Origin of the sequence: Streptomyces sp. B21-083, assembly GCF_036898825.1 — a bacterium.
Taxonomy (GTDB): Bacteria; Actinomycetota; Actinomycetes; order Streptomycetales; family Streptomycetaceae; genus Streptomyces.
This window is the reverse complement of the sequence record NZ_JARUND010000001.1, coordinates 3,479,236-3,504,795: the sequence shown is the minus strand read 5'-3', so window position 1 is coordinate 3,504,795 and position 25,560 is coordinate 3,479,236. Positions and strand designations below refer to the sequence as shown.

Below are 25,560 nucleotides of genomic sequence, written 5' to 3'. Positions count from 1 at the left end.
GGGGGTGGTTCTTCCGTGCGACGGACTGGTGCGGGTGTGGCGCCATGGTGCGGCCATGACATGAGCAGGTCAAGAGCGCATAAAGAGTCATTCAGGATCACCGTCACACTGGAGGGCGCGACGGGCAGGACCCGCGACCACTTCACCTTCACAGCGCGCCCACCCTCGGTGATCTTCCAGCGGGCGTTCGCCGTGAACCGGATCGACTGCCAGGTGTCCCCGCGCGACCTGAAACGCGGCGCACCCCCCGCTTCCCCTTACGCTCCCCCTTCAGCGAGGCGAAGAAGTTCCGGTACGCGGCCTCCACACCCCGCCCACAGTCGCGAGACCGGCTTCACCGTCGACGTGAACGCCGGTGCACTTCCGATGAGATTCGGTAGCGGCCCGCGTGTTCCGGACGCCGGATGCCCCGGCCGTCCACGTCCGGCTCCGGAACGCCCTCTTGTGCGACCAGCCCCTTTGCGCTTTCTTGACGTACATGGCGGACACCACAGGAAACTCCACAGAAGCAAACGGACCAGCGGCGACGGGAGCCACGGCCGACATCAAAGCCACGGTCACCTCTGCTTCCTCAAACCTCAACTCGGCACCCCGTAAGTCCAGTTGGAAGTACATCGGACCGGGCATCGTGGTCGCCGCGACCGGCGTCGGCGCCGGTGACCTGGTGGCGACACTCATCGCGGGCAGCAACTTCGGCTACACCCTCCTGTGGGCCGCCGTACTCGGATGTCTGGTGAAGATCTCCCTCGCCGAGGCGGCCGGCCGCTGGCACCTCTCCACCGGCCGCACCCTCTTCGACGGCTGGGCGAGCCTCGGCCGCTGGACGACGTACTTCTTCGTCGCGTACGTCGTGATCTGGGGCTTCGTCTACGGCGCGGCGGCGATGTCGTCGAGCGCGCTGCCGCTGCAGGCACTGTTCCCGGACGTCATGGACCTCAAGTCGTGGGCGATCCTGTGCGGGTTGTCGGGCCTGGTCTTCGTGTGGTTCAACAAGTACGAGGTCTTCGAGAAGGTCATGACCGTGCTGGTGGGCGTGATGTTCGTCGTCACGGTCTACCTGGCGATCCGGGTCACCCCCAACCTCGGGGACGCCTTCGCCGGCCTGCTGCCCGTCCTCCCCGACGAGAAGGACTCGATCCTCAACACGCTGGGCCTGGTCGGCGGTGTGGGCGGCACCATCACCCTTGCGGCGTACGGGTATTGGGTCAACGCCAAGGGCTGGACCAACACCGGCTGGATGAAGGTGATGCGCCTCGACAACCGCGTCGCGTACGTGACGACGGGCATCTTCGTGGTGTCGATGCTGTTCGTCGGCGCGGAGTTGCTGCATTCGGCCGGCGTGGCGATCGCGAGCGGCGACAAGGGCCTGATCCAGCTGAGCGACATCCTGGCGGACAAGTACGGCTCGGCGACCGCGAAGTTCTTCCTGATCGGCTTCTTCGCCACCTCCTACACCTCGCTGATCGGCGTCTGGCACGGCGTGAGCCTGATGTTCGCCGACTTCGTGGAACGCTTCCGCGGCACCCGGACAACGGGCGAGGAGGTCGCCTCCGGCACCCGCGAACGGTCCTGGCCGTTCCGCGCGTACCTGCTGTGGCTGACCTTCCCGCCCATCGTCCTGCTCTTCCAGGGCCAGCCCTTCCGCCTGATCATCCTGTACGGCGTCCTGGGCGCGGCCTTCCTTCCCTTCCTGGCCGGCACGCTGCTGGTCCTGCTCAACTCCTCCCGCACGCCTGCCGAATGGCGCAACCGGATGCTGAGCAACACGATGCTGGTGATCGCGGGTCTGCTCTTCCTGGTGCTGTGCGTGAAGCAGATCTGGGACCAGCCGTGGTCGGAGTTCTTCTAGGTCCTTCTCTCCGAATCCCCTTGACGGAGGCTCAGTTGGGGACTGGCTGCAGCTGCAGCCACTTCGAGTCGGTGGCGATCGTCTTGAGCTGGTCGAGGGTGAGGGCGGGATTCGCGCGGGTCGGGCCGGTGATCTGACTGGCGGAGTTGAAAGCCCTGATGGCCACGCGTGAACCGTCGGGCCAGAGGACGTCCGCGATCCGCATGACGAGCCCCTTGCCCTTGTCGTCGCCAGGGCCCTGACGGACGACGACCTTGACGCCGTCGGGCAGGGTCACGGCTCCCGAGCCCTCGCCGAAGAGCTCCTTGTCGAGGTCCTGCTGGTTGAACTGCACATCGACCTGGATGAAGCTCTTGCCCTTGCCGTCGTCAACGACGACGTACCCGAGTCCGATGTCCGGTCGGCTCTTCCCGCGCACCGTGAGCCCCTTCGGGAGCAGCCCGATGAGTGTCGTCGTGATGGCGTCGCTCTCGACCTCGGCGGGCGCACTCGATGTCGGAGGTGTCTCGTCCTTGTCGGGCTCGGGGAGGGCGTTGACGGCCCTGAGCCATGCGGGGGCGGTGACCAGGGCCTTCAACTGGGCGTTGTCCAGCGGGGGTTCGGGGCGGCTGATGGGCGCGTCCTTCTCGGCGGCGGCGTTCCACTCCATCACCGCCACACGCGCTCCATCGGCGGTGACCAGGTCCGCCGTCCACAGCTTGGTGTCGACGCGCCGGTCCGGATACTCGTACCCCTTGACGATCCTGAGCAGCGCGCCGCCGGGCAGCGTGCTTGTCACGCAGTCGTCGTAGGGGATGAACGCCTTGTCCGGGCACTCGGCGATCTCCCGGGCCTGCTGCCCTCCCGGCTCGATCCGCGCGAGGCTGACGGAGAGAGCCGCGGCGCCCTTCCCATCGTCGAACACGCCATACGCGTACGGCCCCAGCTGCGAGTCGGTGCCGCGCGACCTCTGTTCGCTGAGCTTGCCCGCAGGGAGCAACCCCTTGAGTGTCCTGAGCAGTTGGGCGCCCGAGACGGGGGACGCAGCGACCGTGGGCGTGGCGGTGGGCGTGGCGCTGTCCGTCCCGGGTCCGACGGTCGTCCCGCCGGCCCCGACGGCCCGCTGTCCGGTGCCGTCTCCTCCCCAGGGTGCGACCAGCGCGCCGCCCACACCCACCAGGGCGATCGCGGCGGCGCCGCTCACAACAGCGGTCCGGCGCCGCATCCGCAGCCGACGCCCCCGGCTCTCGCCACCGGCGACGAGGGCGGCACGATCGACGTCGAAGGTGCCACCGGCGTTGCGCAGTGCGGCGCCGAGCCGGTCCTCGAACTGGTCGTCTCGATGTTCAACGGACATGGCGAACCACCACTTCTGCTGTGTAGGGGCAATTGTGTACCGGGACGGGGAGGAGTGTCCGGGCCGGGGAGGAGAGGCGGGCCTCAGCGCACCGCGTACTCACCGAGTTCCTCACCGAGGAGGACACGCAGCCGGGCGAGGGCACGGAGACAACGGGACCGTACGGCGGCCGAGGTGACGTTCATCGCGCCCGCCGTCTCCTCGATGGAACGGTCCTCCCAATAGCGCAGGACGACCACCGCCCGGTCCTTGGGCGGGAGTTGGGCGAGCGCCTCGACCAGGGTGAGCCGCATGGTCACGTCGGTTCCGGCGGAGGGGACGGCCGCGTCGGGCAGCACGTCGGTGGCGCGCTCGGTACTGCTGCGGCGCCGCTGATGCGTGAGAAAGGTGCGGGTGAGCACGGTCTGCGCATACCCCGCCGGGTTGTTGGCCCGGGAGACGCGCCCCCAGTTGACGTACAACCGCCCGAGCGTCTCCTGCACCAGGTCCTCGGCGAGATACGTGTCCCCGGCGGTGAGCAGACACGCGGAACGATACAGATGCCCGGCGCGCGCCGCCGCGAACTCCACGTACTCGTCCGAGCGGACCTTTCTCATACGTTCCCCCTGAGCCTGCGGCACCCTGACATCCGGCGCGCGTGAACTGCCTTCACCTCACTGACGCGGTGGGCGGGGGGAAATGTTGCAGAGCTCAGGGGAGACGATCAGAGGAGGTGGTCAGCCTTGCCCGCCTTGATGTCCCGGATGAGCGTAGGGAGCGCTTCCCGGATGAATTCGCGGGAGGCGTCCGCCGAGAGGGCGATGCGCTCCAGCCAGTCCAGGTGGGTACGGTACCTGGCCAACTGCGCTTCCTCGCTCAGGAATCCGGCCCGTGGGTACAGTCGACCTGGGCGGTGTCGAGCCGGGGGACGGGACCCTCCAGGTAGTTGACGGTCTGCCCGGCGCGTTCGGCCAGCTCCCGCGCGGAAACGTACCGGCGGCGAACGGAATCACCAACAGCCGCACGGCAGGACGCTCGGACACGGTGAGCAGATGCTTCAGCTGGGCACGAGCGACGCAGGGCCCGCCGAACCGCATGCGCAGCGCCGCCTCGTGCACTACGCCGACGTACTCGGGCGGATTCTCGGCTTCGAGGACCTGCTGTCGCTCCACGCGGTACGCGAGCCGCAGGGCGAACTCGTGCGCGGGCAGTCGCGGCAGCACGGCCCTGAAGAGTTCGAGGGCATGGTCGCTTGTCTGGAGCAGGCCGTTGAATGTGCGCGATGGGGGCGGTACGCATCCGCACCGCGTCGCACTCCAGCTCGGCGATGTCGAGCAACCCCGGGGCGAGCGAGCCCCGGTACCGCTCCCACCAGCCTCGCCCACGTGGCTGAGCCATGCTCACCAGGGCCTCCACGTAAGCCTTGTCCGAGCAGTCGCAGTTGCGGGCGAGGGTGCGCAGCCGGCCGGAACTGATGGTGCGGATACCCGTCACGAGCGACGACTACCTGCCCGGCCTCGAACCGTTCCTCAGACGAAACGGAACGTGCTGGTCACCGCGTCGAAGATGTCGTGGAACGCTTCCGCGAGGTCCAGGACGGGGCTGGCACCCGAGACGAGGACGACCTGGTCTGTGCTCCCTGGGATGGGAATGTAGGTCTGGGTGAGAGCCATGCGCAGGGTACGGCTGTCACCTTGCGCGACGGGCACGTCCTCGACCCCGAACGTCCGCGCGACCGTACCCACGTCGGGGATCTCGACAGTGGTGACCGTCCGCCAGACGTCGCCTTCACGGCGGGGCGTGATGGTGCGCAGGCTGTCGGCGATGGCGCGCGGGTCGGTGGACAGCGCGGCGCCCTGCTTGTTCTTCGCGCCGAGGACGGAAACCGTGACGGTGGCGGAGAGAGGTACGCCGTCGAAGTTCTCGGCCATGCAGCCCAGGTAGACGGCACCGGAATCGTGGGCGTCCTTGGCCATTTTGCGGAGCATGGCTGCGAGGTCGGAGCGGTAGGGGACGAGTTCGGGAACCTCGCGGACACGTTCGTCGACGAGGGTCCGGACGGTGGACTCCCGACCCTCGGGACGGATGTCGAACTCCCACCAGGAATCGGGGACGGACAAGGCTATGCCGACAGGCGTGTTGTGCATGCTGCTATCCGATCAGGCAAAGAACTTGCGGATTTCCTGTGGGGGGTTTCCCTGCTTCTTCCACTGCATAAGCAGATGGGCAGCCATCAATGGGAACCCTTTGGTCATGTTGGGATCATCAGTCGTCCCGGAAATGTTTCCGTCGCCGATATTCATGTGGATCGATGTGATGCGATTACCGTTGGAATCCGACGGGTGAATCGAGCCGGCTTCTTCATCGAGTACGAGGAAGATCTCATGCGTGCCATCGACTTCGCCTCTGTAGAGGAAGGGTGGGGAAGGCGGCTCCTGGATGAGGGTCAACCGGAAGAAGTAGGTCACCTGAATCTCCGTCCTGGGGTGATGGGAATTCGATGCATGCTGCTAGCCGGCCATTGGGGGATATCCTAGGCCATCTCGCGCGGCTGCTTCCTCGTCCCAGGTGTGGCCGGCGTCGAGCGCGGCCTGGTGAGCTTCCCGGTAGCTGTCATTTCCCGTGGTCTTCATGTGGTTCGACTCGAAGAGCTCGTGGCGGAGGAGGGAGATGTCCGAGCCGTGCGGGTTTCCTTCGCGAAGCCGGGTCCATGCTTCAGCAATTCGTGGATTCGAATCGAATCTGCCGCGATAGGCGTCGCCGAAGTAGTCGAGGGTGTGCTCGTCGTGAAAGAGATGATTCTTGATCTGTTCGACGTCAGGTCGTGTGAACCCATGTTCCGCGGCGTTGGCTGCCACGCTGTCGATGTCATCTGCGGCACGAATGGAGTCGTAGGCCTCGTCTGCCCATTCGGTGCCAAAATCGGCGGCACCTCGAATTCGCCGTAGTGACCCACCGGTCTGTAGCACACGCTCGATTCGAGTAAGGCTGCCCAGTGTGTCACGCAGTCCACGGAGTCCGCTTGCGACGTTCTTCAGTCCGCCACCGATCCCGCCCATGAATCCGGCACCGAGGGCGCGTAGTCCGCCCACCTTCCACAGCTTGCCGATTTTGGCGAGGCTGGTGAAGCCTTTCGTAGCCGGTATGCAGTCCAGCAGTGCCCAGGCGAGATCGCCCCACCCAGCTGTCCCGTTGTGCATTTTCCTGACGGTGTCAGCAAGTACCACGAGCGCCGCGGCGAACACCAGCCACCCCAGCGGCCCGCCGATGATCATCACGATGATCCCGACGACGGTCACGACCCACTTGCAGACCGTGACGATCTCGTCCCAGTTGTCGGTGACCCAGTCGCCGATCTCCTCCCACCAGTGGCGGTTGGGAATGCCGGCGTCGGAGGCCTCCTCCAGCTTCTTGACCGTGCGACGGGCGGCCTCTTCGCGCAATCCCTTTGCCTGATTGGCGAGCTTCTTCGCCGCGTCCAGGGCGCTCTGGGCGGCGCCGACGTCGCGCTGGGCGGCGGACTGCTTCGCCTTGGCATGCTGGGCGTTGCGCGTGGCACGGCGCACCTCGGCCTCATCCGGCGGGGGTACGTTCTTGGCGCCGCCGACGGCCCTGTCCGGATCGTAGGAGTCCGACTTCTCGGTCGCCGTACGCACCCAGTCGTCGGCGCCTGACAGGGCCGTCTGCGCGGTGGCGAGATCGGCGTGAGCCGCACGGCCGTCACGCAGTGCCTTGTCGGCCTTGTCCTGTGCGTCCTCCAAGTCAGGCCAGAAGGAGGACAGGGCATCGCCGGCGATGTCGTACGACTTCTTGAGCTTCTTCAACTTGCCCGGGGCGGTAGCGAATTCCTCGGCGAAGACTTCCGCCGTCTTGCCCGCCCAGGAGAGCATCTCGTCTTCCTTGGCCAGCCCCTTGAAGGCTCTCAGCGCTTCGGAGACGTCGTCGGCGAAGTCGTGCAACGTGCCGGCCAGCTTGCGAATGCGCTGGGGGTCGCCCGGGGTGGGATCCTTGTCCAGGTCGAGTATGTGCCAGTCGGCAGGACGTTGCGACACGCGTTTCCCCCGTGAACACCTGCTATGTCAGCGGTAGTTGGTAGTACGCAGTACAACCGACCGAATCGTGGCACCGCTTTGGGCGCGTCGTCGGGGCCTATGGAGGCCTACCTGGCCCCCATAGGCACCCCTCAGCGGTTGACGGCTTGGATCTCCTGGACGACGACGGCCTGTTCGGCGCCGAACTCGCCGTCGGGCAGTGCCTGGGGGGCGTTGACGCCGGTGCCGGTCCAGTGGATCTTCCAGGTGATGGTGGCGCGGAGCGGGTAGGACCCGTTGCCGGACGAGCGCAGGTACTTCACCCCGCAGGTCGGGGTCTGACCCGCCTTCCCGGTGGCGTACGGCTCCCCGATGCGCCCGTTGACGAACGTGCACACACCGGACGCGGGGTAGACCTGCGCGTCGGCGGTACCGGGCTCGATCCGCAGGGAAACGGGTTCGGCGACGGTGGTGGCAGTCATACCGAGCACCGGGACGGACGCGGTGACGGAGACCGGCTTGAACTGCGCCGCGTCGAGCCAGGCCCAGGTCGGGAGATTGACCTTGGTGGCACCGGCGGGAGCGAGGGTCACCTTGGTGCCCGGTACGCGGATCTCGTTGTAGGCCAGTCCGGCCAGGATCTCGGGGGTGATGACGTTCTGGATGCCCGCGGGCGGTGCGGCGCCGGTGTCCACCCAGAAGTAGTCCTCCTTGCAGGCGTCCCAGCCCGGCGGATAGGACTTGTTGACGTAGGACCCCCACCAGTAACCCTTGCCGGTCTTGTCCTTGTTGAAGTCCTTCGAGTGATCGTCCTCGTCGAGGTACTTCTTCCGCTGCTCGGCATCCCACTGATACCCCGTGGAATCGGCCTCCCAGACCGGCTCCTTGACCTTCTGCAACTCCGCGGGCGTATACGTCGGCGCATACCAACAAGCAGGCGGCGTCCAGGCCGTGGTAGCCGCAACAGGCCCGGCCGACTGCCCGGACCCATTCTTGGAACGGTCGTAGACGACAGCACCAGCGGTTGCCGAGAGGGTGTCGCCGTCCCGTCCGCCCGCGGTGTTCGTGTTCGGGTCATTACCGACCGACCCCCGGGAGGAGGAGTCTTGTTTGCCATGGCGGAGGGGGCTACGGACACGCAGATCGCTCCTGCGATCAGCATGGTCACGCCAAGTCGAAGGAGTCGGGTCATGGCTGGCACCTGTCAGCTCCACGAGTTGACTGAATCTTCAAGGTTTCCCACACGCCGTCTTTGTTCTTCTGCACCTGAACGCCGTAGACGACGTAACTGTCCTTGCTGACGGGCGTTTTCTTGATCTCGTTGGTCTTGATGACCTTGCTGAAACCCTTGCTCTCATCGGCGCAGTAGCTCAGCGAAGCGGATTCCTTGGAGCTGATGGTGACCTGGCGGTCGAAGTAGCGAACGGCGCCGGTGACCGTCCATTTGGCATCCGTGAACTCCTTCACCCACTGCTGGGCGGCCACGGCACCTTCGCCCTCTGTGTAGAACTCCAGGGCGGGAAGCCGAGGGTTCTGGGCGACGATGGCTGCGTCGAGCGCGCGAATCATCTCCGCGTTGTCCTTGAGGACAGCGTCCTTGACGGCGTCACCGGTCTCCTCCGGAGTGAAGGAGTACGACAGATCCGCCGGCAGCTCGATCTTCGGCCGACCGGCGGAGGCAGCCGACGCGGAGGCGGACGCCGTCGGCGATGCCGAGGTCTCGCCGGTGTCGGCCCCGGCGATCTTGTCGTTGTCCTTCGACTCGCCCTCGTCGCCGCCACAGGCGGTCAGTAGCAGGGCGGCGGACGCGACCAGCGCGGCAGCAACGGGCAAAGAGCGGCGCTTCACAGTGGACTCCCCGTGAGACAGATGTACTAGCAAAATCAAGACGCTATCGGTGGGACCGGTGGTTCCGCCAGGTTGTCAAGGTTGCGCTGTGGCAACGGCAAAGTTCGACCGCCGGTCCTGCGGGCGCGCTAGCCGCTCGCCCGTGCCCCGATCCCTGCCTACGGGCACCACGGCCGCACTCTCAGGGCTGGCAGACAGAACTTCCCCGTTGGGATGTGAGGGTCTCCGTGACCCAGATGCCACTCCCCTTGACCCGTAGCCGGCTGCTGTAGAGGACGTAGCTGTCCTTCGACGCCACGGTCACATTCGTCTTGCCGGTCTTGAGGTCCATGTTGTACGCCTTGCTCTGGTCTTCGCAGTAGACAAGGCCAGCCGTTCTGCCGCTGGTTACGTTCACCTTGGCGGCGAAGTACCGCTTGGTGCCTGTGATGCGGTCCCTGTAGTCCACGAACTCCCGGATGAACTTCTCACTCCCGGCGGCCGCTTCGCCCTCGGAGTAGACGAGGTACGCCTCGTTGAGTGGGTCCTGCTTGGCGATGGCCATGTCCACCGCCTTGATGAACTGCTTGCTGTCCCTCAGGACCGCGTCCCTGTCCGCGTCGCCTGTCTTGGGCCAGTCGAAGACGTATCTGGACCCGGCGCTGAGCAAGGCGTCCGACGGATTCGTCAGGCCAGCGCGTGGACGACGAGCCGGTTCTGCTGTCCGTCAAAGATGCTGGCCAGGATGTTGGCGTCCTGCCGGTGCCCGTCGAAGAGGCCCTGCTGGTCGACATGCACGATCAGGATGTCGTGGCTGTCGATCACCTCAGAGATACCCCGGGTCTCAATCGTGTCCGACCACGCGTCCAGGTTCCGGCCGAACCACTCTGGCAGCCCGCACGGCTCGGCAACTGCATCCCAGAAGTCGTCGAGTGTCTCGATCAACCGACCGCGCAGGTCAACGATCAGCTCGCTGTCCGTCATCGCATCAGGCTAACCAGTCCATCACGAGTCACTGACCGGTCAAAGAGACAGGCTCTAGCCGGCCCTGACTCTGCTCAACCCGCTTACGCGGCGCAGGTCCTGTCCCCCCGCTTCGAGGTCAGACTGCTGGTCTGCCACACGCCCCGCCCGCTCTTCCGCAGATGTGTGGTGTACAGCACGTACGGGCTCTCGTTCGAAGGGCGCCGGTCGACCCTGTTGGTCTTCCGGTCCTTGTTGAAGCCCTTGCTCTCATCGGCGCAGTAGACGACGGACGCCTCCGAGTTGCCCGACAAGGTCACCTTGGGCGCGTAATAGCGAGTCGTCCCGGTGAAGGTCATGTCGGCGTCGAGATACGCCTGCACCCATTCGAGCGCGTCGTCGAGTGCCTTGTCCCGGTAGTAGAGGGAGAGGGTCGGCGCGCCGGTGTCGCCACGCAGGATGGCATCGTTCGTCGCATCGATACGCCGGGCGGTCTCCGCGAGGGCGGCGTCCTTGGCCTCGTCGCCGGTCTGCCAGTTCTCGAACTTGTCTGTGACATCCGACGGAAGCTCGATCTTAGGACGCCCGACGGAGGTCGGCGCACTCATGCTTGGCGACGCCGACGACTCGACTACGGTGTCGGACCCGGAGCTCTTGTCAGTGGCTTCGGACTTGCCGTCACTGTCGCTGCAGGCGGTCAGGAGCAGGGCTCCTGCCGTGGCGACTGCGGTTGCAACGGCCAGTGAACGGCACTTCACGGCAGCCTCCCCCGTGTGGCAGTTGTGCTGACGGGCCAGACGAAATCCGTCGCACCGGAGGGTTCGCCAGGTTGGCGAGGTTGCACACTGTGTCAACGGCCATGCCCCGGTCACGGCCTGGTAGCCGTGCCGACCCGTAGGTGTCGCCCGGCTCACCCCCGAGGCAAGCGTCAACCGCCGTCGCTCACAGCAGGAGCCGGAGCGGCAGTGCCCTTCCTGGCCGCCCGCCACGATCTCAACTCCCCTCTGAGGATGACCCCCCGGAGGACCGCGATGGCGAGAAACAGGACGCCGAAGCCGAATCTGGCCCACCCTCCGTCCTGGATGGTCCAGTAGAAGGAGGCGCCGCAGAGGGTGAGGCAGATGGAGATGGCCACGGGCTCGCGGATGTACCAGGGCAGGACGCGGAGTATCAGACCGATCATCCGGTCAGTGGATCAGGTGCGAACCCCTCGCGCTGTGATGGAGGCCACAGTTCCGGCGCCGAGGTTTACCCGTGAAGTTGTCGAAGGTGTGAAGAATTCTGGCAGACCTGCCCCCGGAGAGGGCGTCGGCTTCGGTGTGGGCGCCTCGGCAACTACTCTCCCCGGCACCCGACTTGTGGCATATTCGCCTTACTCTCCGTCGATCAAGCTCCACCTTCCGTTAGTTGATCTCGAAGATTCGGTGTTGAGCGGGCCATGCCGTGGATAAGGTGCTGATGCAAGAGGACGTCACAGGGGCGATCTGAGGCGGTGGCCGACCACCCCGCCGCAGTGAACGGGGTGGTGTGCAGCGTGCCGACCGCGATAGCCGTCACCAGTTCCGATCTGGTGCTCCCACCGCATGACCGGCAGACCCCGCCAGCCGCCGTCCCGTCTCTCGACAGCCTCGACGGCGCCCTCATGGGGATGCACACACTCATCGAACAGCACGGGTACGTCATCGCCCTCTACCCGGCGTCCACGGACGCGGCCGTCACCCGGCGGCTGCACACCGTGCGTTCCGTCCTGGAGAGCGACCGGATCGCGCTGCTCGCCGTCGATCTGCCGCCCCTCGGAGTCGCCCTGCTCGCCCAGCAGTTGAGGCAGCTCTCCATGTGCGACTTCAGCCCCGGCGTGCTGGCCTCGTCCGCCCGGCTGCTCGCCCACTACATCTACGCGGGCGCCCATCTCGGCTCCGTCGCCAAGCTCGACCGGGTGCCGGTGTCACTGAAGTCGCACGCCAAGTCCTGGGTGCCGGGCGCGCAGTTCGCCGTACTGGCCAATCCGCGAGCCCAGCTCGTACGGGTGGGCCAGGAGGAGTTGGCCGGGCCCGAGTTCGGGACGCGGCTGCTCGTCGCGCAGGGGCAGGCGCCCTCCGACTGGGTCACCTCGACCCTCGCACCCGCCTGGCGGGTGCAGGGAGTCGCCCCCGTTCCGCTGCCCGCGGAGTCCCCGCGCTGGTGGGGAACCGGGAAGATCGTCGAGTTCGCGGCGGGGCTGCACGACGTCTCCGTGCTCTACCAACTGGTCTCCTCCGTACGCCGCGAGGAGTGTCACTGGTGCGGCCTCGAACTCATCGGGGACCGCTGCGGATTCTGCGCCGCATCACTCGCCCCGCCTCCGGAGCTTCCCGCGGCCCTCGAACGGGCAGGAACCCCGGCAGGAGCAACAGGAACAACAGTACGAGCACTGCCCCGAGGTACGACGTAAGAGACGTACAAGACGTGTCCGTCCCCACCCCCGATCGAGGTTGTCCGCGTGATGCTGCATCCCCCTGGGGGGCAACCCCCGGACCCCCGGCAGACAAAGCAGGCCCGCCCCACTACCCGGTAAGCCCCCCCATGAGGTGAGATCTAGTGAACTCGCGCCAGCGCCGCGGCGTCATCCTGCTGGTCCTCTCGGTCCTGTGCGCCATCGGCGCCTTCGTCGGAGTGCTCTCGGTGATCCGCGACGTGAACTCCAAGGTCGGCCCGGAGGTGACGGCGTACCGCCTCAGGAGCGACATCGCGCCCTACAAGGAGCTCACGGCCGACCAGTTCGAGAAGATCTCCATGCCGAAGCGGTGGCTGTCGGAGACCGCCGTCACGCGTGTCTCCCAGATCCGCGGCAAGGTCGCGGTGACCCGGCTGGAAAAGGGCTCCCTGCTGCAGACGGACATGATCGTCGACCGGCCCGCGCTGGCCGCCGGTGAGCAGGAGATCGCGATCATGATCGACGCGTCGACGGGTGTGGCCGGAAAGATCGACCCGGGGTCGCTCGTCAACATCTACGCCACCTTCGAGTCCAAGGACAGCGAGAAGGGCGTCGACGAGGCCAAGCTGCTCGTCACGAACGCGCGGGTCATCGACGTCGGCAAGATCACCGCCCTCGAACCGGGACAGTCGAGCAACGAACGCCAGCGGACGTCGACGGAGGCCGTCCCGATCACCTTCGCGCTCAAGACGCCGGACGCCCAACGTGTCGCGTACGCCGAGTCGTTTGCCCAGCACGTCCGACTGTCCCTCGTCGCGGGCGGCGAACTGACGGCCGTTCCCGGGGCCGCCGACCGTACGTACACCCTCGAGAAGGACAAGTAGGAGGCCGGCATGAGGTCCGTACGTACGAAGCCGAAGCCGCAGTCGCACTCACAGCCCCGACGACGGTCGCAGCGACAGCCCCGGTCCCAGTCGCAGACAGGCCTGCCGAGGGCGCGCCGATGACCATCCGCATCCTTCCCGCGACCGCCGACGTCGAGTCCGCCCGCGCCCTGAGCACCCTCCTCAGCCGGCTCCCGGACGCCGAACCCGCCCCGCCCGTCGGCGACTCGACCGCGCTGCTCGACACGCTGGCCCGGCTGGCCGCCGAGTCCCTCGACGAGCTGCCGGAAGTCGTCCTCGTGCACGAGCGGATAGGGCCGGTCCCGGCCCTCGACCTCGTACGCGACCTCGTGATGCGCTTCCCGGCGGTCGGGGTCGTCCTCATCACCGCCGACCCCAGCACCGGCGTCCTCACCGCCGCCATGGACTCCGGCGCCCGGGGAATCGTCCAACTCCCGCTCGGCTACGAGGCGTTGGCCGAGCGCGTACAGGCGGCGGCGGCCTGGTCGTCGGGTATGCGGCGCCATCTCGGCAGCAGCGCACCGGAGTTGTACGCGGGTCCTGGCGGTACGGTCGTCACCGTGACCGGCGCGAAGGGTGGCGTCGGCGCCACCGTCACAGCCGTCCAACTCGCCCTCGCGGCACGGGCGTCGGGGCATACGGTCGCCCTGCTCGACCTCGACCTCCAGTCGGGGGACGTGGCCTCCTACCTGGACGTCCAGTTCCGCAGGTCGGTCGCCGACCTGGCCGCGATCACGGACATCAACCCACGCGTCCTCCAGGACGCCGTCTTCACCCACGACACCGGTATCGGCCTGCTCCTCGCCCCCGCCGAGGGCGAACGCGGCGAGGAGGTCACCGACCGCGTGACCCGCCAGATCCTCGGCGTCCTGCGCTCCCGCCACGACGTCGTGATCGTCGACTGCGGCGCCCGGATGGACTCGGCCACGGCCGCCGCCGTCGAGATGGCCGACCACGCCTTGCTCCTCGTCACCCCGGACGTCGTCGCCGTCCGCGCCGCCAAACGCATGGTCCGTCTCTGGGACCGCCTCCAGATCCGTAAGGCCGAGGAGACGTTGACTGTCGTCAACAGGCAGTCCAAGGGTACGGAGATCCAGCCCTCGCTCGTCGAGAAGGTCACCGGCACCAAGGTCGCCCGCGCGTCGATTCCCGCCGCGTTCAAGGAACTTCAGGGCGTCGTGGACGCCGGACGGCTCCAGGACCTGGACAGCAGGTCGACGGTCAAGCAGGCGCTGTGGGCGCTGGCGGCGGAGTTGGGGCTCGTCGTCGTCCATGAGGGGGGCGGTGGCAGACGGCGTAAGTCTTCGTCGACGTCCGACCGGGGCTCACTGACGCTCCGGCGGCGAGCGGAGAAGGGCGGCGACCGAGGGGCGATCACCCTCGAATTCGCGGGCATGTTCCCGCTGTTGCTCGTCGTCATGAGCATCCTGTGGCAGTGCGTGCTGTACGGCTACACGTACTCGTTGGCCGGGAACGCGGCCGACGAGGCGGCTCGCGCGGCCACAGCGGCGTACGCCCTCGACCCCGGCGGCTACGAGGGAGCCTGCGAGAGCGCGGGCGGCGAGCATCTCCCCGGCGCCTGGAACGGCGCCGCCATCAACTGCGGCCCCCAGGGCGAGGTCATGAAGGCCACCGTCAGTGCCCAAGTTCCGCTGTTCTTCCCAGGGTTCGACGTCAACTGGACGGTTGACGGCGAAGCGGGGGCGGCGCTGGAGGGAGACGGGGACGGATGAGGACGAGGAGCCTTCGGGGCCGACTCACGAACCGCGTCCGGGAAGAGAGAGACCGGGGTTCCTCCATTCTGGAGTTCACCGGTTTCCTCCCGATCCTCATCGTCATCGGCCTGGCCTGCATCCAGCTCGGCCTGATCGGCTACGGCATCAACCAAGCCGGTACGGGGGCCCGCGCGGCGGCCCGGGCGACCTCTCTCGGGGGCGACGGACAGGCGGCGGGTATCGCCTCCGTCAGCGACTGGCTCAACCCCCAGGTGGACGCACCGCTGGGCGCGGGGGACACGACCACCGCGACCGTGACCGTGACCGTCCCCGCGATCATCCCGATCTTCGACTCCTGGCCTGTGACCCGCAGAGCCACCATGCCCAACGACGAAGACGGCTGACCTCAGACCACTGACCGACCGACCGAGCAACACATGCTGACTGGAGAGGAGTTGAGACCGAGACCATGAGCCTGCGCTCCCGCATAGCCTCCGCCGACGACCACGGCAACGGAACCGCGCGCGAGGACGGCCACCTCGTCGCCGTCTACCGTGCCAAGCTCCTCGAAGAGATCGACCTCGCGGAGATGTCGAGCCTCGCGGCGGCCGAACGCCGCGTCCGCCTGGAACGCGTCCTCGGCCACATCATCAGCCGTGAGGGCCCGGTCCTCTCCTCCGCCGAACGCTCGCAGCTCATCCGGCGGGTGGTCGACGAAGCCCTCGGCCTGGGCGTCCTCGAACCGCTCCTCGCCGACGCGTCGATCACCGAGATCATGGTCAACGGCCCGGACTCGATCTTCGTGGAACGAGCGGGTCGCGTCGAACAACTCCCCATGCGCTTCGCGTCGAGCGAGCAGCTGATGCAGACCATCGAGCGGATCGTCTCGACGGTCAACAGGCGTGTGGACGAGTCGAATCCGATGGTCGACGCCCGTCTGCCCACCGGCGAACGAGTCAACGTCGTCATCCCGCCCCTCTCCCTCACCGGCCCGACCCTCACGATCCGCCGCTTCCCCCGCGCCTACACACTCCCCGAGTTGATCGGCCTCGGTTCGCTCGACGAGCAGATGCTGATGCTTCTCGCGGCGTTCGTCCGGGCCCGCTTCAACGTCATCGTCAGCGGCGGCACGGGCACCGGCAAGACCACGCTCCTCAACGCCCTCTCCGGCCTGGTCCCCGCCCACGAACGCATCATCACCATCGAGGACTCGGCCGAACTCCAGCTCCAGCAGGAACACGTGATCCGCCTCGAATCGCGCCCGCCGAACGTGGAGGGCAAGGGCCAGGTCACCATCCGCGACCTGGTCCGCAACTCCCTGCGTATGCGCCCCGACCGCATCATCGTCGGTGAGGTCCGAGGCGGTGAGACCCTCGACATGCTCCAGGCGATGTCCACCGGCCACGACGGCTCCCTGGCCACCGTCCACGCCAACTCGGCGGAGGACGCGCTGATGCGGCTGCAGACCCTGGGCTCGATGTCCGAAGTCATGATCCCCTTCGAGGCGTTGAAGGACCAGATCAACTCGGCGGTCGACGTGGTCGTCCAACTCGCCCGCCACGTCGACGGTTCCCGCCGCGTGGCGGAGATCGCCCTGCTCGTCTCCCACGGCCGCGAACAGTTCCGCATCGTGACCGTCTCCCGCTACGTCACCCGTCCGACCGGCCCCGACCGCCGCGCCCAGGGCTACTTCGAACACCTTCCGGTGCCGCGCCCGGTCGCCGAGAAGCTGTACCTGGCGAACGAGTCGCTGCCACCGGCGTTCGGAGTGGCCGAGGTGCTCGACGTGACGGACACGAGGCAGGCCATCGGATGAACCCCCGGACGACGAAGCCGACGAAACCCCGGCCCACCCCGCGCCTGACCATGCGCCCCACCACACCTACGACCACCACACCTACGACCACCAGGACGACCGTGCGGAGCGAGAAGCCATGAACAACTCGGTCCCGCTCGCGTTGGGCGCCACCATGCTGTGCTGCACACTCGCCGTCGCGGGCGTGCACACGTACGCCACCGGCCGCGCCCAGCGCCAGGAGCTCGAAGACCGTCTCTCCGGCGGCGGCGCGCTGCACACGGCGGCAGGCCGCGTACGCCGGTTCGCGACCGTCGACCGCCGGCTGCGCCGCACCCGCCTCGGCCGCACGATCCACCTGCGCCTCTCGGCGACCGGACTCGACCTGACAGCAGGCGAGTTCTTCACATACGTCACCGCGGTCGGCGTAGCGCTGTGGCTGCTGGCAGCAGCCGTACTGGCCCCCTTCTTCGGCCCGATCGCCGCGCTGGTGACGATCTGGGGCGCGGCGATCTTCCTCAACTGGCAACGCCAGAAACGCATCGAGGCGTTCATCAACCAACTCCCCGACGTGGCACGCCTGCTGGCCAATGCGACAGCGGCCGGCCTCGCACTGCGTACGTCGCTGGCTATGGCGGCGGAGGAACTGGAAGCACCCGCGGGCGAGGAACTGGCACGCGTGGCCGACCAGTTGAGCCTGGGCCGGACGGTCGACGACGCACTGGGCGAGCTGGCGGAACGACTCCCGTCCCGCGAACTGGTCGTACTCGTCACCACGTTGGTGTTGGCCAACAAGGCGGGCGGATCGGTGGTCAGCTCGCTGCGCAACCTCACCCAGACCCTCGAAGACCGCAAGGAGACGCGTCGAGAGGTCCGCACGATGCTGTCGGAAGTCAACGCCACGGCCTTCACGGTCCCTTGCCTCGGCCTCGGCTCCCTCCTCCTCATCAACTCCTCGAACGAGGGCGCGTTGGAGAAGGTGACCGGCTCCGCCCTGGGCCAGGGCCTGATCCTTCTCTCCCTGGGTCTGTACACGGTCGGCTTCTTCCTCATCCGCCGCCTGGGCAAGATCGAAGTGTGAGGGGGGAGTTCACTGTGCTGCTGCCACTGCTACTGGCCCTGTTGATGGCGATCGCGGTCGCGGGCGCCCTGCTGGGCATCCGCATGATCCGAGCCGACGTCAAACTCCCCTCCGACCTGCTCCTCGCCCTGGAGGTGGGCGGCACCCGGGTCTCTAAAGCGGACTCGGCGGTCGACCGCATGGGCATGCGCTTCGCGCCCCTCGTCCTCCGCCTGATGGGCCCCCGCCGGGTCGACGCGAAACGCCTCCGCATCGACATGGCGGGCAACCCCGGCGGCCTGACCATCACCCGCTACGCGGCCCGCCGGGCGGTCTACGTCTCCTTCGGCGTCCTCATGGGCCTGATCTTCCTCTCGAACGGCCAACTGCTCCTCGCTGCTGTCACGTTCGCGTTCGGGGCGACCGCGTCGGACCTGGCGATCTGGCAGGCGGTACGGGAACGCAAGGAGGTAATCGACCGCACACTCCCCGACTTCCTGGACGTGCTCGCGGTCGTTGTCTCGGCGGGCCTGGGCTTCCGTCAGGCCCTGGACAGGGTGGCGGAGAAGTACGAGGGCCCGTGGGCGGACGAACTGCGCATCACCCTGCGCCAGATGGACATGGGCGTCAGCCGCCGCCAGGCCTTCGACCAGCTCCGCAAGCGCAACTCCAGTGAGCAGGTGGCCCAGTTCGTCTCGGCGCTCCAACAGGGCGAGGAACTCGGCTCCCCGATCGCCGAGACCCTGATCCAGATCGCCGCCGACATGCGCCGCACGGACGCCCAGGAATCCCGCCGCCGCGCCGCGAAGACGATCCCCAAGGCAACTCTCGTCACCCTGGTGTTCATGCTCCCGGCGACGATGATCCTCATCGCGACCGGCATGTTCCTCGGCTCGGGTACGAACTTCGGCTCGATCCTGGGACGTTGAGGGCGATGCCGATGAAGGCGTGGGTGACGGACATGCGACGTCGTGTGAAGCGCGGCCGGGGCTACGACCCGACCGCCGGCTACCTGGCCGACGACGCCCCGGCCCCCGCCACCGTCCGCCTCCAACTGAACGCCCTCCAGGCCCTGTGCCGCCAGACGTTCGCCGTACGCATGACGATGCTGGCCCTCGGCACCCCCTTCGCCATGACCAACACGGCGGATGGGCCCCCGCGTTACGCGGTCCTGGCGGCGGCGGTCCTGGGCATCACCGCTTCGTACGCGATGTACCGGGACTGGGACCGGCTGGCCCCCCGCCTCCTGGCCCACCCCGCCCTCATGGCGGCGGACCTGACGTTCGCGGCGATACTCCTCCTCACCGCGTCCCCCGCCTCACCTCTCGCCTACGCCACGGTCTGCACCCCTCTCCTCGCGGGCCTCCTCTACGGCTGGCGCGGCTCGGGCGTCTTCACGGGCCTGCAACTGGTGGCACTCCTCACGGTCCACCGAGCCTGGGAACACCGCCCGGGCACCGGCACCAGCACCCTGCTCATAGCGGGCTTCTGCATCGGCGCCGGCATCATCGGCGTCACGCTGCGCAACCTGATGTTCCGCTTCGGTACGGCGAGCGAGGCACTGGCGGAGGCGAACTCCCGGCTGGCGGTTGCCGAGGCGGTGGATTCGGAACGGGCCCGCCTGGCACGGGAGATGCACGACTCGGTGGCCAAGACCCTGCACGGCCTGGCACTGGCGGCGGAGGCCCTGTCGGCAACCTCGTCGGGCGACGGGGCGAACCCGGAGGTGGTGAGCCGCCAGGCGACCCTGGTGGCCTCGGCGGCCCGCCGCGCCGCAGCGGAGTCGCGCGAACTCCTCACCGACCTGCGCCACCACACGGACCTGACGGCACCGGACGTAGACCTGACCGCTGAACTGGCCCACAGGGCAGCGGAGTTCGAGCGGAACACGGGAATTTGTACAACCCTGGTGCCCCGGCCCGGACAGCTCGCCACCCTCCCGCACCGAACCGCCCACCACCTCCTGGCGATCGTGTCGGAGGCACTGGAGAACACGCGCAGGCACGCCGACGCGACGAGGGTGACCCTGGAGGCGAAGTCGTCCGGGGAGGGCATGACGCTCCACATCCGGGACAACGGAGTGGGCCTCCCGGCCCCCCTGGACCTCGAAGAGAGCGCCAGATCAGGCCACTTCGGCGTGCTGGGCATGGTGGAACGGGCGAGGACGCTGGGCGCCGTGATTCACCTGAGCCGGTGCGAGGAAGGAGGCACGGAGATCCGCGTGGACGTGCGGTCTCCCGGCCTTGACTACGTACCCAGCCCCCGGCCCCGGAAGGAGGCCGCATCCCATGTCCACAGGTGAACGGCGGCCGGACCCGCTGAGAGTTCTGGTGGCGGACGACAACCCGGTGGTGCGGGCGGGACTGGCCGCGCTGCTCGGCGGCCACCAGGACATCGAGGTGGTCGCGGAGGCGTCCAACGGCACCGAAGCGGTGTCGGCGGCGGAGCGAGCGCACCCCGACGTGGTCCTGCTCGACGTACGCATGCCCGGCACGGATGGCCTCACAGCCCTACCCCAACTGGCGCGACTGGCCCCCGTGATGATGCTGACGTACAGCAGCGAGCCGGAGGTGGTGAGACAGGCGCTGAGCAGGGGCGCGTCGGGCTACCTGGTCCACGGAGGCTTTACGACGGAGGAGTTGACGGAGGCCGTACGGGCGGTGGGAAGAGGAGCCCGGTTGACGGCACAGCCGGCGAAGGGTCCGCATACCTCACCCCCGGGCCCGGCGGTGGCGGATTCGCTCGGCGTTTCCTACGAACCGAACGAAGTCTCTTCGCACCTGCAACCAGCTATGGCAGTCTTGCGGCAGACTCCAAAGACCCGGCTGGGCCACGCGACGACACTTGCTGTCCGTGACCGCAACCGCCCGGACTTCGGCCTGAGTTCAAGGGAGGTGGAGGTCATGGATCTCATCGCGGCAGGGGTGAACAACCAGCAAATCGCCGCCACTTGTTTCATCAGCGAGAAGACCGTCAAGAACCACATCAACCGCATCTTCGCAAAGCTGCACAGTACGACACGGAGCGAAGCGATCGCCCGATGGCTGGGTACGGCTCGGGAGGGGTGGGAGTGATGGGGCGTACCGCGGGGGGAAGTTGGGCCCATGGGCCCACGCGGAGTAGAGGGTCTTTCACGTACGGTGGCCGGGTCGGTAGTGGTGTTCGGCGGAAGGGCAGGCGCAGTGGACAGGTTCAACAGGTGGACGTGGACTGTCGTCTCTCGGATGCAGGGCAGGCAGCGGGACGCGGGAGCCGGGTTCGTGGAGTACGCGGGCCTGATGATCATCATTGCGGGGATCTTTACGCTGATCGACCAAATCGGACTGGACGGCATGATCTCGGGGGCGATTCGGACCGCGGTCACCAGCGTGACAGGCGGCTGACCGCCGCACGGCTTCTGGGTGATCGTGGGCAGACTCTGCCGATCTACATCTGGCTTACGGGGATTCTGCTCTTCGCCGCCGTCGCGTTCTTTGTGTTCGCCCAAGCAGCGTCCGTCCGCAATGGAGCTCAATCCGCGGCGGACGCTGCTGCGTTGGCGGCGGCACAGGACGCCCGGGATGAGCTGGTGGACACGTTGACGGGCACGATCGGACAGGGCGGCGACTGGCTCGACTGGCTGAACGGCAAGCATCCGCCGGCTGTCGGGGCCACCGAGGCCGCGCAGACACTGGCTGCCGCGAACGACTCAACTGTCCAGGGCGGCGCCGAACCCGTCGTGATGGACGGCTACCCCGGATTCCGGGTCGCCGTGGAGACCACCAACACGGTCGGGGCGTCGATCATTCCGGGCACGGAGGACATGCACGCCAAGGCCCATGCCGTCGCCGTCATCCAGCCCCGCTGCGATTTCGACCCGGCTGCGGATCCCACGAAGCCGATCGAGCTGGACTGTGACGGCCAGATCGTGAACATCGACCCCGTAGATTTCGATCCGGACGACTTCCCCGACGCGTCCGTGCTGTTCTCCGTGCATCTGGCCGAGTGAGAGGAAGTCGTACCGATGAAGTTTCGGCACACCATGAAGAGCCGTAGGGCAGTGACCGCGGTGGCGATCGCGACCGGGTTGCTCATCACGGTGGCCGGCTGTGGGGGAGGAGACGGCGACAAGACGGACAGCAAGGCGTCTTCATCGGCACCGAGCCGGACCGAGGGCGGCGGAGAAAAGAAGACGGACACTCCGGCACCGGCCGCTGAGCCGGCGCTGGCCGAAGTGAAGAACGGCGACATCACACTCACTGTCACCTCGGCCGTTCGGGACCAGGGTGGCTTTGTCACGGTGAACGGCACGGTCACCAACAACGGCGGGGAGTTCTGGATCGCGGCGGACTGGCGCGGTGACGAACGTGAGTTGAGTAAGAACGGTTCCTCCCTCGCCGGAGCGGCACTGGTGGACAGCAAGGCCAAGAAGAAGTACCTCGTCCTTCGGGACACCGATGGGCGCTGCCTGTGCACGAAGTTCGAGGGAGGCGGCGTAGACGCAGGACAGACGACCGACTGGTTCGCCCAGTTCCCCGCCCCTCCGGAGGACTCCACTCAGGTCGACTTCCTGGTAGGCACGATGCCTCCGGCGTCGATCGAAATCTCCGAAGGCGAGTGACCATGGCCGTCACCGGGCGCCCCACCTCGACGGTACTCACGGCCTTGGCCGTACTCGCCACCCTTTCCCTGGCGGGTCCGCCTGCTGCCGCGGACGATCCCAGCGCGCCCCCGGGCTCGGTCACGACCTCTCCACCACCAGAGTTGGATGCGAACAGCCCCGGCCTCAAACTGGCCGACGGCGCCACGCTCGCCGCAGCCAAGGTCGTCGACATCAAGTCGGTCGTGGAGGACATGGGTGGCGAGGAACGTCGCGTCGACACGAGCGAGACGGTGACGTTCGCCCTTCAGGCGGAGGTCCTCTTCCCGAAGGACAGCTCGAAGCTCAACCCGGAGGCCCGCTCCCGCATCCAGGCGATCGCGGACGAGATAAAGGCACAGAAGGCGACGAACGTCAGGGTCTTCGGCTTCACCGACAACCTCGGCTCGTACGCCCACGGCCTGACCCTCTCCAAGAACCGAGCGGAGATGGTCCACGACGTACTGGCCGCCGGCCTGGGCGGAGACGTCACCTTCCAGGTGCGCGGCTACAGCGAGGACTACCCCATCGCCGACAACACCTCGGAACAGGGCCGACGCAAGAACCGGCGGGTGGAGGTGACGTTCCAGAAGGGGGAGTGAGGTCTCTTCCGCCGAGACCTCCACCTTGCGGAGGAGCCGCAGTGGGGCGTCGGTACCGGATAGCGGCTTCTACATGTCACACCCTGGGGTCTCCTTTCCTGGATCTCCGAGAGATAGCGCAGCGTTGCCGTCCTAGTCGGTCGATGCCAGTCACGATCTCTTCCCTAAAGGTCGTGGGCGAGTTGGTGGATCAGGTCGCGGGAGGCCGCAGGGGTCAGTGCCGCGTTGGCGTACATCCCTTGACCTACGTCAATCATGCGCCGGGCGAACGCCTCGGAATGACCGCCGATGCGGTGGTAGCGCTGGAACCGGGCGGGATCCTGCCTGTCACTGCTGACCTTCTGGTCCGTCTGGCAGGTGAGCTGGACGGACCAGTAGAGCTGCACGTAGTGGCCGGCGGCGGCACGACGGTGGCCTTCGGTGAGCGCGCTGCGTAAGCCGGAGCGCCAAGTTTGCCACGCGGACGATGCCACGATTCTGCTCAACGGCCCGCTCGTCGCGCACTGTGGTGAGCAGGCCGCCGCACTATGTAACCGTTACCGGCCAAGTGGGTTACGTGGTGGTCGATTTGAGGCTGTACGTCCCGGTGATTGACGGGTCGACCTGGGTGTCGATGGATAGCTTTGGTTCGCGCAAGAGAACCCTCGCCTCACCGGGAGTCGACCGTGAACCGCCGCCTCACCCTGCTCGCAGCGCTCGCACTGACCGCCGCTGCGGCTTTGTCGCTGTCTGCGTGCGGTAGCGATGACAGCTTCAAGGGCAAGGTCAACGACAAGATCGCGGGATCCGACACCGGGAGTGAAGCGCCAGTATTCCCCAGTCCGAGCGCGTCGGACTCCGCCGGGCGTCCGAAGATCACCTTCCCGCCCGACGCTAAAAATGTCTTCGAATACCAGAAGTCGGGCGACGCAGTGAAAGACGCGGCCCTCGCGGACAGCACGCTTAGTGTCAACTCTGTGGATGAAGCGATCTTCGAGGGGAGTGCAGACACCAAGGCCCTTGGCTTCTACAACACCGACAAGGCTCTGAGCGGGTCGATCACCTATGTGCTGGGATATATCAAGAAGAACCACACATGGGTTGGTGAGACCCGCTACTTCGACTACAAGGTGACCGTTCCTGGGGGCGGAGGGGTGTATGTCACCTATTGCTCCGACGAGAGTAAATCGTTCATCAAAAACAAGAAGACAGGAAAGATCCAGAATACGCCGACAACGGCGAACAGCTACGTGCTCTACAACACCAAGCTTGCCAAGAATGCCGAGGGTGTCTGGCAGACTACCGCCGTCGCGTCGAACCGGGGGAACAAGGCGTGCCAGCCGTAAGCAAATTGGTAAGAATCGCGACGCTCTTTACGCTTATCTCTGTGCCCGTGTGTGCAGCCCCCGTGGCCTACGCCGGAGGACGTGAAGAGGGTGGCAGCCGTGATAGCACAGAACAGGAAGCCAATGCCGACGCTGACGGCAACCTTTCTGTGTCCGTCGGTGATGCCATCTTCGACCGTTCGAAGAACGGTAAGGGCAATTCCACGGGTGCGCTGACGCCGACGACGTCCTGGACGCCGCCCGCCTGCTGGTATGCCCCGACGTATACGCCTGAGCAGTTACAGAAGGTCAAGGAGCCGGTCTGGGCGGCGGAGTCCACGGGCTATGAGTGGGATGCCGAGCAGCGGAAGACGTTCCTCAACGCGGACGACCACTCGAAGGATTTCAACAAGGACAAGACCGGCAAGGGCTATTGGTGGGGCTCCTACGTCAACAAGTCCTACCCGCCGGGCTGGGACGCCTGCAAACGTGACTACTTCTGGGTGGACACCGGCGACGCACCGCCCGCCAACGTCGAGAACGTCATCACCCCGGAGATCCTCGCCGGACTCGCCTACAACGAGATCCGCGTTCCGGGCACCGAAGTGGCCCTCGCCCCCGCCGGCCCCACCAAGGTCAACCTCCCCACCTGGGCCTGGCTCGACGGTGCCGCCTTCAAGGCGGTATCCGTGTCAGCGTCCGTGCCGGTGCTCAATATGTATGCGACCGCGACGGCGGAACCGGTCTCTCTCAGGATCGAGCCGGGCACCGCGGAGGCGGCGACCTACCCGGCATCCGGCGTTTGCGCGATCAGTAACGGCAGCATCGGCGAGCCCTACGCCGAGGGCAAGGCCAAAGAGACCCCGCCCTGTGGTGTGAAGTACTTGCGCTCCTCGGGCGACGGTACGTATCCGCTCCAGGCGACGGTCACCTGGAAGACCACCTGGACCGGTTCCGGCGGCGCAGGCGGTGACCTTCCCGACGGCAGCTTTGGCGCAACTCAGGACGTCGTCGTACAAGAGATCCAGGCCGTAAACCGCTGACAGCACCGGCGAGTTGAGACCTTGGGCGCTTGCCCTCCTGGCGCGGTCGCCCCGGGCGGTGCGACAGGCGGCATGGGTACAGCCGCTTGCTCGTGGCAGCTGGAAACGGGGAGAGGGAAC

General features: G+C 66.9%; 28 protein-coding genes and 1 pseudogene. 16 read left to right on the top strand and 13 right to left on the bottom strand.

What is annotated here, in order from left to right; translation table 11 throughout:
• The first annotated feature begins 478 nt into the window (after positions 1–478).
• Positions 479–1,849: an Nramp family divalent metal transporter gene (locus tag QA861_RS15675; RefSeq protein ID WP_334588941.1), complete on the top strand. Its 1,371-nt coding sequence runs from the start codon at positions 479–481 to the stop codon at positions 1,847–1,849.
• A gap of 31 nt (positions 1,850–1,880) precedes the next feature.
• Here QA861_RS15675 and QA861_RS15670 read toward each other — a convergent pair whose 3' ends face one another.
• The 12 genes and pseudogenes from QA861_RS15670 to QA861_RS15615 all read right to left on the bottom strand — a co-directional run bounded on the left by QA861_RS15670 (position 1,881) and on the right by QA861_RS15615 (position 11,168).
• Positions 1,881–3,185, bottom strand: coding sequence for a hypothetical protein (locus QA861_RS15670; protein WP_334588940.1), 1,305 nt, complete (start codon positions 3,183–3,185; stop codon positions 1,881–1,883).
• Between the two features lie 83 nt (positions 3,186–3,268).
• On the bottom strand, positions 3,269–3,781 hold the full coding sequence (locus QA861_RS15665; protein ID WP_334588939.1) for a SigE family RNA polymerase sigma factor: 513 nt from the start codon (positions 3,779–3,781) through the stop codon (positions 3,269–3,271).
• Positions 3,782–3,888: 107 nt separating this feature from the next.
• A pseudogene (locus QA861_RS15660) lies at positions 3,889–4,658 on the bottom strand (DUF5753 domain-containing protein).
• 35 nt (positions 4,659–4,693) lie between these two features.
• On the bottom strand, positions 4,694–5,311 hold the full coding sequence (locus QA861_RS15655; RefSeq protein WP_334588938.1) for a hypothetical protein: 618 nt from the start codon (positions 5,309–5,311) through the stop codon (positions 4,694–4,696).
• 12 nt (positions 5,312–5,323) lie between these two features.
• Positions 5,324–5,632 carry a hypothetical protein gene (locus QA861_RS15650; protein ID WP_334588937.1) on the bottom strand — a complete coding sequence of 103 codons (309 nt, stop codon included), beginning with the start codon at positions 5,630–5,632 and terminating at the stop codon, positions 5,324–5,326.
• 42 nt (positions 5,633–5,674) lie between these two features.
• Positions 5,675–7,216 (bottom strand): putative T7SS-secreted protein, encoded by a 1,542-nt coding sequence (locus QA861_RS15645; protein ID WP_334588936.1) that lies wholly within the window; start codon positions 7,214–7,216, stop codon positions 5,675–5,677.
• A 131-nt stretch (positions 7,217–7,347) separates the two neighbouring features.
• On the bottom strand, positions 7,348–8,337 hold the full coding sequence (locus QA861_RS15640; RefSeq protein ID WP_443041558.1) for a hypothetical protein: 990 nt from the start codon (positions 8,335–8,337) through the stop codon (positions 7,348–7,350).
• 46 nt (positions 8,338–8,383) lie between these two features.
• Positions 8,384–9,043 carry a hypothetical protein gene (locus QA861_RS15635; RefSeq protein WP_334588935.1) on the bottom strand — a complete coding sequence of 220 codons (660 nt, stop codon included), beginning with the start codon at positions 9,041–9,043 and terminating at the stop codon, positions 8,384–8,386.
• Between the two features lie 181 nt (positions 9,044–9,224).
• Entirely contained in the window at positions 9,225–9,692 is a 468-nt protein-coding gene (locus tag QA861_RS15630) for a hypothetical protein (RefSeq protein ID WP_334588934.1), read from the bottom strand.
• A gap of 17 nt (positions 9,693–9,709) precedes the next feature.
• Complete coding sequence (locus QA861_RS15625; RefSeq protein WP_334588933.1) at positions 9,710–10,006, bottom strand: barstar family protein; 297 nt, start codon at positions 10,004–10,006, stop codon at positions 9,710–9,712.
• Positions 10,007–10,089: 83 nt separating this feature from the next.
• Positions 10,090–10,593 carry a hypothetical protein gene (locus QA861_RS15620; RefSeq protein WP_334588932.1) on the bottom strand — a complete coding sequence of 168 codons (504 nt, stop codon included), beginning with the start codon at positions 10,591–10,593 and terminating at the stop codon, positions 10,090–10,092.
• Positions 10,594–10,913: 320 nt separating this feature from the next.
• The gene (locus tag QA861_RS15615; protein ID WP_334588931.1) at positions 10,914–11,168 is read right to left on the bottom strand and encodes a hypothetical protein; all 255 of its coding nucleotides are present in this window, start codon (positions 11,166–11,168) and stop codon (positions 10,914–10,916) included.
• A gap of 351 nt (positions 11,169–11,519) precedes the next feature.
• On the opposite strand from QA861_RS15615, the gene QA861_RS15610 reads away from it, so the two are divergent.
• The 13 genes from QA861_RS15610 to QA861_RS15550 all read left to right on the top strand — a co-directional run bounded on the left by QA861_RS15610 (position 11,520) and on the right by QA861_RS15550 (position 23,093).
• On the top strand, positions 11,520–12,416 hold the full coding sequence (locus QA861_RS15610) for a hypothetical protein (protein WP_334588930.1): 897 nt from the start codon (positions 11,520–11,522) through the stop codon (positions 12,414–12,416).
• Between the two features lie 146 nt (positions 12,417–12,562).
• Positions 12,563–13,282 carry a Flp pilus assembly protein CpaB gene (gene cpaB / locus QA861_RS15605; protein ID WP_334588929.1) on the top strand — a complete coding sequence of 240 codons (720 nt, stop codon included), beginning with the start codon at positions 12,563–12,565 and terminating at the stop codon, positions 13,280–13,282.
• Between the two features lie 119 nt (positions 13,283–13,401).
• Positions 13,402–15,036 carry a CpaE/TadZ family protein gene (locus QA861_RS15600; RefSeq protein WP_334588928.1) on the top strand — a complete coding sequence of 545 codons (1,635 nt, stop codon included), beginning with the start codon at positions 13,402–13,404 and terminating at the stop codon, positions 15,034–15,036.
• Positions 15,033–15,422, top strand: a complete 390-nt coding sequence (locus QA861_RS15595; protein ID WP_334588927.1) for a TadE/TadG family type IV pilus assembly protein — start codon at positions 15,033–15,035, stop codon at positions 15,420–15,422. Before QA861_RS15600 ends, QA861_RS15595 begins: the two co-directional genes overlap by 4 nt.
• A 65-nt stretch (positions 15,423–15,487) precedes the next feature.
• Positions 15,488–16,834 (top strand): TadA family conjugal transfer-associated ATPase, encoded by a 1,347-nt coding sequence (locus tag QA861_RS15590; RefSeq protein ID WP_334588926.1) that lies wholly within the window; start codon positions 15,488–15,490, stop codon positions 16,832–16,834.
• A gap of 118 nt (positions 16,835–16,952) precedes the next feature.
• Positions 16,953–17,894 (top strand): type II secretion system F family protein, encoded by a 942-nt coding sequence (locus QA861_RS15585; RefSeq protein WP_334588925.1) that lies wholly within the window; start codon positions 16,953–16,955, stop codon positions 17,892–17,894.
• A 17-nt stretch (positions 17,895–17,911) separates the two neighbouring features.
• Positions 17,912–18,802, top strand: a complete 891-nt coding sequence (locus QA861_RS15580) for a DUF5936 domain-containing protein (protein WP_334590563.1) — start codon at positions 17,912–17,914, stop codon at positions 18,800–18,802.
• A 32-nt stretch (positions 18,803–18,834) separates the two neighbouring features.
• Positions 18,835–20,175 (top strand): sensor histidine kinase, encoded by a 1,341-nt coding sequence (locus tag QA861_RS15575; protein WP_334588924.1) that lies wholly within the window; start codon positions 18,835–18,837, stop codon positions 20,173–20,175.
• Positions 20,162–20,947 carry a response regulator gene (locus QA861_RS15570; RefSeq protein ID WP_334588923.1) on the top strand — a complete coding sequence of 262 codons (786 nt, stop codon included), beginning with the start codon at positions 20,162–20,164 and terminating at the stop codon, positions 20,945–20,947. Before QA861_RS15575 ends, QA861_RS15570 begins: the two co-directional genes overlap by 14 nt.
• A gap of 186 nt (positions 20,948–21,133) precedes the next feature.
• Positions 21,134–21,256: a hypothetical protein gene (locus QA861_RS15565; RefSeq protein ID WP_334590684.1), complete on the top strand. Its 123-nt coding sequence runs from the start codon at positions 21,134–21,136 to the stop codon at positions 21,254–21,256.
• A complete protein-coding gene (locus tag QA861_RS15560) occupies positions 21,253–21,861 on the top strand; it encodes a pilus assembly protein TadG-related protein (protein WP_334590562.1) in 609 nt (202 codons plus the stop codon). The genes QA861_RS15565 and QA861_RS15560 overlap by 4 nt, the downstream gene beginning before the upstream one ends.
• Positions 21,862–21,876: 15 nt before the next feature.
• Positions 21,877–22,473 carry a hypothetical protein gene (locus tag QA861_RS15555; protein ID WP_334588922.1) on the top strand — a complete coding sequence of 199 codons (597 nt, stop codon included), beginning with the start codon at positions 21,877–21,879 and terminating at the stop codon, positions 22,471–22,473.
• A gap of 2 nt (positions 22,474–22,475) precedes the next feature.
• Entirely contained in the window at positions 22,476–23,093 is a 618-nt protein-coding gene (locus tag QA861_RS15550) for an OmpA family protein (RefSeq protein WP_334588921.1), read from the top strand.
• Between the two features lie 164 nt (positions 23,094–23,257).
• On the opposite strand, the gene QA861_RS15545 is transcribed toward QA861_RS15550, so the two are convergent.
• Positions 23,258–23,566 (bottom strand): hypothetical protein, encoded by a 309-nt coding sequence (locus QA861_RS15545; protein WP_334588920.1) that lies wholly within the window; start codon positions 23,564–23,566, stop codon positions 23,258–23,260.
• A 192-nt stretch (positions 23,567–23,758) separates the two neighbouring features.
• Here QA861_RS15545 and QA861_RS15540 point away from each other — a divergent pair, with 192 nt between their 5' ends.
• Positions 23,759–24,418 (top strand): hypothetical protein, encoded by a 660-nt coding sequence (locus QA861_RS15540; RefSeq protein ID WP_334588919.1) that lies wholly within the window; start codon positions 23,759–23,761, stop codon positions 24,416–24,418.
• The gene (locus QA861_RS15535) at positions 24,406–25,440 is read left to right on the top strand and encodes a hypothetical protein (RefSeq protein ID WP_443041487.1); all 1,035 of its coding nucleotides are present in this window, start codon (positions 24,406–24,408) and stop codon (positions 25,438–25,440) included. The genes QA861_RS15540 and QA861_RS15535 overlap by 13 nt, the downstream gene beginning before the upstream one ends.
• The last annotated feature ends 120 nt before the right edge of the window (positions 25,441–25,560 follow it).

Excerpts from the sequence above, each read along its gene's own strand:
- QA861_RS15570 (WP_334588923.1), top strand. The coding sequence starts at position 20,162 with ATGTCCACAGGTGAACGGCGGCCGGACCCGCTGAGAGTTCTGGTGGCG.
- QA861_RS15665 (WP_334588939.1), bottom strand. The coding sequence starts at position 3,781 with ATGAGAAAGGTCCGCTCGGACGAGTACGTGGAGTTCGCGGCGGCGCGC.
- QA861_RS15625 (WP_334588933.1), bottom strand. The coding sequence starts at position 10,006 with ATGACGGACAGCGAGCTGATCGTTGACCTGCGCGGTCGGTTGATCGAG.
- QA861_RS15595 (WP_334588927.1), top strand. The coding sequence starts at position 15,033 with ATGAGGACGAGGAGCCTTCGGGGCCGACTCACGAACCGCGTCCGGGAA.
- QA861_RS15670 (WP_334588940.1), bottom strand. The coding sequence starts at position 3,185 with ATGTCCGTTGAACATCGAGACGACCAGTTCGAGGACCGGCTCGGCGCC.
- QA861_RS15620 (WP_334588932.1), bottom strand. The coding sequence starts at position 10,593 with ATGAGTGCGCCGACCTCCGTCGGGCGTCCTAAGATCGAGCTTCCGTCG.
- QA861_RS15675 (WP_334588941.1), top strand. The coding sequence starts at position 479 with ATGGCGGACACCACAGGAAACTCCACAGAAGCAAACGGACCAGCGGCG.
- QA861_RS15615 (WP_334588931.1), bottom strand. The coding sequence starts at position 11,168 with ATGATCGGTCTGATACTCCGCGTCCTGCCCTGGTACATCCGCGAGCCC.
- QA861_RS15590 (WP_334588926.1), top strand. The coding sequence starts at position 15,488 with ATGAGCCTGCGCTCCCGCATAGCCTCCGCCGACGACCACGGCAACGGA.
- QA861_RS15575 (WP_334588924.1), top strand. The coding sequence starts at position 18,835 with ATGCGACGTCGTGTGAAGCGCGGCCGGGGCTACGACCCGACCGCCGGC.
- QA861_RS15550 (WP_334588921.1), top strand. The coding sequence starts at position 22,476 with ATGGCCGTCACCGGGCGCCCCACCTCGACGGTACTCACGGCCTTGGCC.
- QA861_RS15555 (WP_334588922.1), top strand. The coding sequence starts at position 21,877 with ATGAAGTTTCGGCACACCATGAAGAGCCGTAGGGCAGTGACCGCGGTG.
- QA861_RS15600 (WP_334588928.1), top strand. The coding sequence starts at position 13,402 with ATGACCATCCGCATCCTTCCCGCGACCGCCGACGTCGAGTCCGCCCGC.
- QA861_RS15655 (WP_334588938.1), bottom strand. The coding sequence starts at position 5,311 with ATGCACAACACGCCTGTCGGCATAGCCTTGTCCGTCCCCGATTCCTGG.
- QA861_RS15585 (WP_334588925.1), top strand. The coding sequence starts at position 16,953 with ATGAACAACTCGGTCCCGCTCGCGTTGGGCGCCACCATGCTGTGCTGC.